Source organism: Paenibacillus sp. NRS-1781, from assembly GCF_050467745.1.
GTDB lineage: Bacteria > Bacillota > Bacilli > Paenibacillales > Paenibacillaceae > Paenibacillus > Paenibacillus terrae_A.
This window is the reverse complement of sequence record NZ_JBITPI010000046.1, coordinates 1-10,132: the sequence shown is the minus strand read 5'-3', so window position 1 is coordinate 10,132 and position 10,132 is coordinate 1. Positions and strand designations below refer to the sequence as shown.

At 40.0% G+C, this 10,132-nt stretch carries 13 protein-coding genes; 3 read left to right on the top strand and 10 right to left on the bottom strand.

Annotated elements, in window-relative coordinates; genetic code table 11:
• Positions 1–233: 233 nt before the first annotated feature.
• From ACIFO6_RS17270 to ACIFO6_RS17260, 3 genes are all read left to right on the top strand, one after another.
• Positions 234–908, top strand: coding sequence for a hypothetical protein (locus ACIFO6_RS17270; protein ID WP_430042282.1), 675 nt, complete (start codon positions 234–236; stop codon positions 906–908).
• Positions 909–925: 17 nt separating this feature from the next.
• Positions 926–1,750, top strand: a complete 825-nt coding sequence (locus ACIFO6_RS17265; RefSeq protein WP_430042280.1) for a hypothetical protein — start codon at positions 926–928, stop codon at positions 1,748–1,750.
• Positions 1,751–1,959: 209 nt separating this feature from the next.
• Positions 1,960–2,247 carry a hypothetical protein gene (locus ACIFO6_RS17260; RefSeq protein ID WP_430042278.1) on the top strand — a complete coding sequence of 96 codons (288 nt, stop codon included), beginning with the start codon at positions 1,960–1,962 and terminating at the stop codon, positions 2,245–2,247.
• Between the two features lie 29 nt (positions 2,248–2,276).
• Here the strand turns inward: ACIFO6_RS17260 and ACIFO6_RS17255 are convergent, their stop codons facing one another.
• The 10 genes from ACIFO6_RS17255 to ACIFO6_RS17210 all read right to left on the bottom strand — a co-directional run.
• Complete coding sequence (locus tag ACIFO6_RS17255) at positions 2,277–3,899, bottom strand: recombinase family protein (RefSeq protein ID WP_430042276.1); 1,623 nt, start codon at positions 3,897–3,899, stop codon at positions 2,277–2,279.
• 90 nt (positions 3,900–3,989) lie between these two features.
• Positions 3,990–4,115 carry an SHOCT domain-containing protein gene (locus ACIFO6_RS17250; RefSeq protein WP_283657219.1) on the bottom strand — a complete coding sequence of 42 codons (126 nt, stop codon included), beginning with the start codon at positions 4,113–4,115 and terminating at the stop codon, positions 3,990–3,992.
• A 218-nt stretch (positions 4,116–4,333) separates the two neighbouring features.
• The gene (locus ACIFO6_RS17245) at positions 4,334–4,552 is read right to left on the bottom strand and encodes a hypothetical protein (protein WP_430042274.1); all 219 of its coding nucleotides are present in this window, start codon (positions 4,550–4,552) and stop codon (positions 4,334–4,336) included.
• Between the two features lie 99 nt (positions 4,553–4,651).
• Positions 4,652–5,482, bottom strand: coding sequence for a P22 coat protein - protein 5 domain protein (locus ACIFO6_RS17240; RefSeq protein WP_430042272.1), 831 nt, complete (start codon positions 5,480–5,482; stop codon positions 4,652–4,654).
• A 27-nt stretch (positions 5,483–5,509) separates the two neighbouring features.
• Entirely contained in the window at positions 5,510–6,127 is a 618-nt protein-coding gene (locus tag ACIFO6_RS17235; RefSeq protein ID WP_430042270.1) for a DUF4355 domain-containing protein, read from the bottom strand.
• A 401-nt stretch (positions 6,128–6,528) separates the two neighbouring features.
• Positions 6,529–6,909 carry a hypothetical protein gene (locus ACIFO6_RS17230; protein WP_430042268.1) on the bottom strand — a complete coding sequence of 127 codons (381 nt, stop codon included), beginning with the start codon at positions 6,907–6,909 and terminating at the stop codon, positions 6,529–6,531.
• The gene (locus ACIFO6_RS17225) at positions 6,902–8,206 is read right to left on the bottom strand and encodes a phage portal protein (protein WP_430042266.1); all 1,305 of its coding nucleotides are present in this window, start codon (positions 8,204–8,206) and stop codon (positions 6,902–6,904) included. Before ACIFO6_RS17225 ends, ACIFO6_RS17230 begins: the two co-directional genes overlap by 8 nt.
• A gap of 14 nt (positions 8,207–8,220) precedes the next feature.
• Entirely contained in the window at positions 8,221–8,904 is a 684-nt protein-coding gene (gene terL / locus ACIFO6_RS17220) for a phage terminase large subunit (protein ID WP_430042264.1), read from the bottom strand.
• Positions 8,850–9,734, bottom strand: a complete 885-nt coding sequence (locus ACIFO6_RS17215) for a hypothetical protein (RefSeq protein ID WP_430042262.1) — start codon at positions 9,732–9,734, stop codon at positions 8,850–8,852. Before ACIFO6_RS17215 ends, terL begins: the two co-directional genes overlap by 55 nt.
• Before the next feature lie 202 nt (positions 9,735–9,936).
• Positions 9,937–10,132 (bottom strand): tyrosine-type recombinase/integrase (locus tag ACIFO6_RS17210; RefSeq protein ID WP_430042260.1); only part of this gene is annotated, 196 nt, incomplete at its 5' end.

Sequence of the window (10,132 nt, the reverse complement as noted above, 5' to 3'; positions counted from 1 at the left end):
AAGCCTCTTTATCTAAAGGAATCGAGTGTGTTGAAGAAAAGAGCGGTGGAAAATTTTGAGCGCCGGGATTACTCGGGGATACAGCCAAAGCCGACTCTGCTCTAGCCAAAGCCGGAGATGGAAAATTCAAAACGAACGCCCTCCGTATCCCGACCAATTTTGAATCCTTGGGGAGTTACTTGCAAAGTGTAGCCCGAAAGATGAATATCCGTATAACTAGAAGATCGCCGATATTGGGAACTAATGCAGGACGCTATCTGTTCCATGATCTTGATCCTGATGTTCCGCATTCCAAAGGTGCAGGTTCGAAAGTTTCTCCTGAGAGACAAAAACAGATTGATGCGTTAGAATCAGGAGAGTACTCTGGTAAGAACACTAAGGGAACGGAAAAAACTTCACTTCCTAAACCAAAATCAGTCGAACCACGTGGCGAGCCAATTGAGTTTATTCCTGCATTTAAACAAGAAGTACTTGCTCTAAAAACTTATGAGAAATTAAGAGCTACGGGTTTAGATATGAAAGAAATTGAGACTTTTGCCCGAAATACTGGACTTAGTGTAAAAGAAGCGGAGCAATTAAAAACACACTTAATTTTAACAAAACATGTGAATTTACCGGATCACATGTATGGAAAATACTACTATGAAGGATACTTTGATCCCAATATAGACATTGCTCATGGTTGGGAAAGAGCACTAAAAGGTGAATTATCACCTGAAGAAAAAAAATGGTTTAGGGAATTAACAGATCATGAATTAGATGAAAGTAAGCGAATGCAAAATAATGAAGTGTACCGTACTATTGAATCATGGGATCCTGTAGAAGGAATGACAGGTAATCCTCCTGGCGCTCATGATAATGCACCAAAGCCACCAGGTATTTATCCAGGATTTAATCCTAAATTTTAAATGAGGTGAATGTATACTTGTACAAGAAATTTGAAGAAACTAGAATACGTATTAAGAATATTGATTGGTTAAATAAAGAGGAGGATAAACCTTCACATGCCATTTTGCTCTTTGAATTTTATAGAAGAAGAGCGATATTTTTAGATCATCTTTCAATAGCAACCCCAGTGAGAAGAGCTTTTCACAGTGCTGCTAAAGAGAGTGGGATTCAACTGCCCGTAGATATAGAAGCAATTTGTCCCGAATTAGAGTTAATAAAAGATGACTGGTTAGTAAAATGGACTTGCTTATTTAGTTTGGAATGGGCTTATTTAATTGATCAAAAGAACCCCGTTGCTCTTCAGTTTCAAGATATGTATGACCCGATTATTGAATTATTTAAAAGAGGTGGGCGAGTACAGTATCATCATGCTGACATTATATGTGGCCGTTTAGGTAGATCTCGTATACCTAGTAGTAGCTTAAGCTCATATGAGCCAAAAGATATACGTAATGAAGTATTAGACGAAATGGATAATGCATGGTACTACAATCAAATATTAGAGAAGAATTATTTGTTAAATCTGATTATAGAAGAAGATAGTGCTGAGAAAATTGCTGCAAACTTACTGGAACGATTAAGAGACTGCAAGGCTACATTAGGTGATAATGTTATTATTAAAACCACATTAGGTGAATTATTATTAAAAAATAAAATACATGCATATGAACACCTTAGAATTGTAAAAACTGAACTTGAACAATTTAAGATGAATAACTTGAAGATTTTGTTGCCTGATACAGAAAAAGGAGATTTGTCTTTTCGTATTAACAGAGTTTTAACCAGTCTTAAAGAAATATAAAAGAACCAAACACTAAAAAATTTATAAACGACTTTTATGAGCTTATTCCAACTCGAACTATGAGCAGGAATGAGCCTTTTTTACATTCTAAAAAAGAACTAAAAAAGATAGCGACTTCATTAATCTTTCCACTCAAAAACAATGACTTGCCATCCCTCCCCATCAGAGTTAACATACACACACTCAAACAACGGGAGGGAAAATACGCTATGTCAAATTGGCCAGATTGGTTTCTCGAAGCATTACGCCAGCGGTTTTATCAATTAGAACTAGCCAGTGAACAAGAGGCTTCATGTTCATCAGAGGATAAAAATCTATTTACGCAAATGGATCAATTTAAAACCAACCAAAACGAAGATATCCAACATCTGTTATCGGAATGGGAAGAAGCCATAGGCTATCAGCTAAGTCAGGACAAACAGTCCATCTATATGGAAGGAGTTAAAGACGGGATTCGATTGATCCTTCCCGTCATACAACCCACAGCTATTCGTTAGCCTACTGATAATGTTATCCTATGGTTTCGTTAGTCCAGTATTTCGTCTATGTCCATTCCACTTTTCAAGGTAAAAACAAAATGCGCTGGTGAGAGAATGGTTATCTTCTCCACCAACGCATTAAATAGGTTATCATCAAATTGTTCCAGTACATCTTCACGTAAGCTTAGTACTTGGATAATTTCATCGACACGTTCCTTGATTTTCGCTTGCTGTTCATGCTCCTGCTCTAGTGTCAGCTTCTGTTGTCGCATCTCGTTTAGTTCACTGGAAAGCCTGTTTGTTTCTTCTTCATATACGGCTTCATCAATCTGATTCCGTAGCTTGAGGTTCACCAGTTCCTTCAGGTCGGATTTCAATTGGTGCATCTTTCCTTCAATGTCCAATAGCGGTTCTTGCCCTACTTTACTGGAAAGTGCCGATTCAATATTGCCTTTCAGCGTTTTAATCAATCCTTTCTTATTCTCATACATCCGGTTAAATACTCGTACAAACGCGGAATGTAAAATGGGTTCATCGACTGATTTGGCATCACAGGCTACTTTACCTTTATTGACATACGTTTTGCATTGCCATACTACTTTTTTGGATGGATTATTGCTGTTCCAGGTTCGGCGTTTAAAAATGGCCCCACAGCATCCACAATATACTTTACTGCTTAGTGCATATTTACTGGAGTATCTTTTACTATCCCCCATCACACTCCCTTTCAGCTTGGCCCTCCGTTCCTTTTCCTTTTGCACCGCTTCAAATAGTTCCTTCGAGACAATCGGTTCATGGTTGTCCTCAATTAAATATTGCTGCTCCTGTCCTTTATTCCTTACTCGTTTGTGGGTTAGAAAATCTACCGTTACCGTCTTTTGTTGTAGTAAAGCTCCGTAATATTTCTCATTGGTCAGAATTAATGTAATCGAGGAATCCCACCAAGTATCGCCACCCGTGACTGTTTTAATGTGATCTCGCATCAATCCTCTAGCAATCGCCTGATAGCTTTTTCCATCCAAATACTCCTCGTATATTCTGCGTACAATCTCTGCTTCCGACTCGTTAATCACCAATTCACCATGTTCATCCTTATCGTAGCCGAGGAAACGATTCGTGTTGCAGAAGACTTTGCCGTTTTGGAAGCCTCGCAATATTCCCCATCGACTGTTTTCAGAAATGTTTCGACTCTCGTCTTGGGCAAGGGAACTCAGGATGGTCAGCAATACTTCGCCTGTGGTATCCAGCGTATTAATATTCTCCCGTTCAAAGAATACAGCAACTCCGAGACTTTTCAGTTCCCGTACATATTTCAATAAATCCAGTGTATTTCTCGCAAATCTCGAAATCGACTTGACCAGAATGAGATCCAGCTTACCGTTTCGAGCATCCTGTATCATCCGATTAAATTGTGTTCTATTTTTGGTGCTGGTTCCGGTGATGCCTTCATCTGCGTAAATATCAGCCATTTCCCATTCCAAGTTGTTTTGAATGTATTGGGTATAATGATTGACCTGATTGGTGTAGCTTTCTTTTTGCTCCTCGGAATCGGTACTGACCCGGCAATAGGCAGCGACTTTCTTCTTTTGAATCGTTTGAATTCCTTCTACGATGTCCATCGTTTTAATGGGAACGACGACGACTTTTTTTGCGGTTGTGGCTTGGGCCATAGGTGTTTCTCCCTTCGATATCTTCTTTATATGGTCACATGGTATAATGCTTGCGGCACATCATCAAGTCCATTTCTGCCCATGTGATAGCTACTTGAAAGATTTTTTATTAAGCTGGTCAATGGCTATAAATTCTTCTTCTGTAATGACATGTTGTGATCTCAATTGCTTTAATAGGCTCAAACTGAGCAAGTAGTCAATGGATTTTCGTTGCATATGTATGTGGCTCCTTTGAAATGAAAATGGCTCACCACAAAGGCAAACCGATAAATATAATGCTTAGAATAAATTTTTAAGGCTAATGGTCTTTTCTATGGTTATGCTAGGATCGCTTACTAATGCGGCTGTTAATATTTAAGTAATGAATCAGGATATCGTCCTTGGATATATCTGTTGGCTCCATGCCTAATAATCGTTTTATCAAATCCATTAGCTCATTCATGTGCTGTCTCCTGTACCTCCTTTACCTGTTCCTTCTCGGTACGCTTCATGCTCTTGGTAGCTTGAGCTTTCGTTTGGGCTACACCTTGTTCAGTCTCATCTGGTTGAGGTTCCTCTACTTGCTCATAATGCCCACTAGCCTGTAACCGCAGCATCAGCTCCTGATCCGTTACTTCCCATGTACAACCTGTTTCTTGATTTAAAAACCACATCTTATCACCCTCCAAAAAATGAAAAATAGGGCATCCAAAACGGACACCCTAAACGTGTTTCTTCTATTATAATGTGTTTGCATATGATCCTATTTTCAATTAAGACTTATTGGCCGTGAGTACAGCGAGAGCTTCCGGCTTGATACATTTGGCTCCAAATACCTGCAATTCTTTCACCGCATCTGAAAATTGCTTTTCTGGTCTGAACGCTTCCACCGAATCCACTTGACCCGCAAACGAAATGGCACTCTTATGGCCCGCAATAATTTTATACTTTGCTCCTCCTGAATTAGGCACATTGTTAGATTTATAAACGATCATGCCATCGATATCTCCCACATAACCTGTACGAATGATATTTGAGTCTTTCGTGAAACGAGCATCTTTTAGTAGCAAGCCATAGTACCATGCAGGAACCACTACAAAACGCTCGCTTTCAGGTACATTGTTCTCATCCAGCAGCACGCCAAGATCAATCAGCAAATCATAGGCTGTATCTTTCGTGGGAACAATAGATGCGGTATCATTGCCAATCATGTTCTCTGCTTTAACCTCCGTGTAAAATCCAGCAAGATACTGATCCACCGCATTAGCTAGTCCATAAGAAGCTTCCACAATTCCACCATCCAGCAGATTCACATTCGCTTGCGCAGCATCTACATTATCCACCTGAAAATTAAAATACTTCGCTTGATCGATCACTAATGTTTTTTGCGTAGCATCCAGTTCCTGTGGATTCCCGATTCCTGCCACTTTATCATAGTTGCCAATCGTCACCGCTCCAATCGAATTGATTTTCACGGTAGAGCCTTGACCTTTAATCTCACCTTCATAATCAGTGTTAACCACATTCCCGTACACCAAATTCTTCTTCAAACTTTCATTTAAACGTGCGCTCCAAATGGTAGGAATAAAATGTTGTACTGACATATCTAATCACCTTGTCCTTTTCGTTTATTATTGTTTGTTTTGTAATGCTTGTTTGACTTGATCCCAATGCTGATTAATCTCGTTTTGGGACATCCCTTTAATCGAATCCAATGTAAATGTGCTACCTGTTGAACCAGCCGGAGGTGTATAGCCATCTCCTTTGAGTCGTTGCTCGACTTGCTGTTGTATAGCCAATTGCAGCGATTGTTCCAACATAGCTAAATTCGCTGTCGTCGCTTCTTCATCTGCACCAACAAAAAAATCCACTAACGGGAGTGGAAGTTTCTTTTCGGATGCAATTTTGATCGCTTGGCTGGTTAACCGTTCACGCTGCTTCTCTAGCTTCATATTTTCGACTTCGGCACGTAGCTTCTCGACTTCGACTTCTTTCTCATCCTTCGCCGGGAATCGCTTCTTGATCTCAGCATCCACTGCACTTTCCAAATGATTGGCTTTCCACGTTTCCAGTGATTTAGCGGATCGTTTGTCTACCGTGCTATCGAACCAACTTTTTGCTTGCTGATTAGATTGAATAAATTGCTCCATCCCCTCTACGCTATACGGATTCAGACCATGAAGATATGTTTGCCATTCCTCATTCGTTTGGTTTTCCTCAATTAACTGCTTCATTTGTTCTAAATTCATTTTCGATAATCTCCTTTATCGCCCATTCGACTACGCAGAACCGAACACGCTTATGTATGTATGGAGCCTTTTAATGTCATGCTCAGGACAGGATCGTTACGCTTTAGGAATCACAAAAACGAGGAAAAGGTACAAACATACCCACTCCCCACTTTTACCTATTTTTCATCCTTTGTTTATTTGGATTTTTGACAGCCTAAAGCGTAACACTGAACCTGTTGGGATTCGAGCTTTCGAACACGCATATGTATGTTGGATTCGTTTAACGTCATATCTGATACAATAATGTTACGCATTAGAAAACGTAAAAACGAGAAATAGATACAAACATACCAACTCCTCATTTTGGGTTGTTTTTCATCCTTAGTTTATTGGACTTTTTAAACCTCTAAAGCGTAACATCAAGCCTGTTTTTTCCTCATCTGACGCATCCGTAATTTCGACTTTTCGTTTGCAATCTTATCTCTGCATTTCTCACAATATTTCTGCCGATTCGAATTTGCTGAAAAAGTAGCCTTACATTTCTGGCAGTTCACCCTCGGCTTCACTGTCTTAAACCCAACCTCTACATTACGTTCAGACTTATATTCTCGCTCCAGCTTCTCATCCATTGGCAACACTCCATGTTCAAAATATGTACAACGGGACAGACCATCATCTTGAGCGAAAAATAAACATGGGCCATCTTGTAAACAGCAATAATTCGAGATGCCATGTTTCGTTCCGAGATAACCAGCACAGCTATTCTTCACGAGCCGCTTAATCCTATTTTTATTATGCATTTGATACCTCCTTATCCGTACCAACTAATCGTTGCTGCTCCGCATGAAATTTATTGAATTCCAGTTTGGGATTCTCTACGAATGGAAGCAACGCCAGCAATGTTTCCTGAGATACTACTTGCTGCAATTTAACGATTACATCTGCCATCCCCACCAAGTCTATCGGCAAGTTACGAGTAAACTTCACAGCGATATCCCGGTAATCATATTTCATGCCTTCTTTAATGTGCAGAAAGGTGAAGAAGTTACGCAGACGTTGCTTGATTGCCTTTTCCATCAAGGCTTCACGCATTGCCACTCGATTCTCCAGATTAAGCAGCTTATTTCTCAGCGCCAAGGAGGACGTATTGCTGGCCCAGTTTTCATTGAAGTTAACCTGATCCATCATATCGAAGATTTTGCGTTCAATATTGTCCAACTCATTTTTCACAAAAGAATCGTTAATCTGCTTTGTGAGCCAGCTTACCTTCCCTCCAGCCGGAACCTGAATAATGCCCATCTTCTTCATATTCAATAAGTCTTCAGCTTCCAGCTTTGCATTCTCAATCACGAGATAGGCATTGCGATGATCTGCAATTTCATTGACCAAATCGGAATTCAATACGTTATAGGCATCAAATAAAGAAATCACATCATGGAAACCACTTTTTCTCTCCGTATTGGCTGGACAGGAGATAAGTGGGATTCTTCCAAAGATGTGATTATGTTTGCCGATATATTTCAGTTCGGGTGATTGGTTTTGCCTACTCCGATTGCCTTTATCATCACTACTGATTGTATAGTGTAGAATTTCATAGTCGGTATACACGTCAAGGTACACTTGCTTATCAAATCGTCTCGTGAATTTATGTAGTCCTAATAGTACATTTCTTTCTGCTGTTCCGTCCTCCAACACATAGGCATTCAAAGGAGATAGCACCGTGGCTGAAAACTGGCCATCTGAATCGATATAGTTCAATTCGAAGCTCTCACCGAATATTTCGGATTGTTTCCGAAGCTGTAGATTGTGCTCTTTGTCCCAATGACTCATATGTACGTCTATGTTATGTATGGCTTCATCCTGATCCGACTTGGACACATAGTTTACTGGCTTACCGAGCAGATAGCCGACTTCATTATCTACGAACTTACGTGGAAAGTTGAAAATGAGCTTTTGGTTACTGCGGCTTTCTTGCATGGCATAGTTCTTGAGAATAGCATGCTGACCATTGTAGTAATCTGAATATTTCTGTTTGGCTAATGCAGTCGAATGGAGTTCGTTTAGACATTCCAAAATGATAGACTCAGTTATTTGCAAATAGATTCTTCCTTTCAAAATAATAAATTTCGATCATAAAATTTCAGACTCTTGACCGACTGAATCAATTGAACAGCCCCATATAAACTATCTGGCGCATCGTCATATGTACAATTTCGATTATAGTCCTTCACCTGATGATTGTATCTGAGGTTATCTGCATTGAACAGAATATGACCCTTCTTCACTTCCGGCTCCAAGCTAATAATTCGTTCATGCTTTTGTCCCTTGGAATGCACACTTTCTACGGGTGTATGTATCTTTGCCTTCCATAACTCTTCTTCAAACTTTTGCTTCATATAGCTCTGTGCTTGATTGACTTCAAATCCCAGCTTATCTACAGGATAAAGCTTCAACTTCTCATTAGCGACTTGAAACAAATCATCCGGCAATAGTTTATAGATATTGCCATCGATCACGTACATCTGCTTCGTCTTTCGATGCTGTCCAATAATGGAGACAGCAGAATAGTCATTTTTCTTCCCAGCTTTAATGGCTGGATCAATGTACATCGACATTTCCTCAAACTCAGGCAACCTATCCCAATACATGAGATTCTGAAATATGTAATCGTCTGTTGAACGCGGATCATTTTGCAATTCTTTATAAAATGACTTTTCACCCATGGCTTGTTTCTTGCACATCAAATAGTAATAGTCCAAATACTCGCTCCACAGGATTTCCGTACCCTCCAGCATTTCCTCCTCATGAGCCGTAAAAAAAGACAAGGCAGTATTGATCCTGTCCTCGTCTTGCAAGTTATTATACATTCGTTCCCACTCTGACCATAGATCATCCCGTTCTGAAAACTGAAGCACAGCTGCTTTACGAACACTTCGCACACCTGGTATCTTCCCTTTGAGCAGATCATGATATCTTCTTCGTTGAGAATCGTTCCACAGATCAGAATATTCGTATCCCTTGTGCCAATAGGGAGAATAACATCCGTAAACGTATTTTTAATCTGTTCTCGTTTGGCCTCGGATCGTGCAGTATCCTCCTTGAGCAAATCATCCATTAGAACCAAGGTAGGACGATGATGCTTATAGTGAATGCCTCGAAGTGAACCGTCAATCCCACGAATCATAATGCAGGAATCCAGTCCACCTTTACTCTTCAGCCAAATCTCATTGTTGTTCCAGCGGCTTCCTTTACGAATACCAAAATCCTCAATCAGCATCGTATTCGTTTCTAACTCATCTTTGATCATATCTAAGAAGGGCAATGCAATCTGCTCTGTCGCTGATATGATTAATGTAAACTGTGATTTATCATAAAGTGTAGCATACAACGGAAATAAAAAGGAACTGATCGTTGACTTTCCATGCTCTCTAGGGAGGCCGAAAGCCGTTATCAGTCCTGTATTTCCAAGCATATGTCTTAATTCCGTGAATAGCTCACGATGAAACTTGCCAAATGCTCGATCAAAATATTTAGGGAAATAGGCTAAAGCGAAAAATTCAATGTCCATCTCACCAATAAGCTTTCTTAGTTCAGAGAAAGAGAACGTTTCAATTAGTTGTTTCATTTTCGGTGGTTTAAAATGCTTCTCCATATACTGCTTAAGCAGTTCAGCTTGTCGCTGTTCTTCTTGCTTTATTGTTTCAATCGGTATAGCTCCTTTCTCATATGTACCGTAAATTCATCACAAAAATTTCTGCACCCTTTGCTGACGGCTCTGTTTATCTACATAGAAGCACCCCTCCATCCACGACAAAAAGAGTAGCTTCTCACCACTCAATATTTGCCAAAGCTTCAGCCATATCCTGCTGCGTTGTTAGGGTATAGATATTGGTGGTTGCTACGTGATCATGTCCAAGGATTTGCTGGATGGTCGTCAATGGAGTCGTTTTGACCAACTTATAGCCAAGCGTATGTCTCAGCATATGGGGTGTGACCTTCACATTGATCCGATCCCCGTATTTG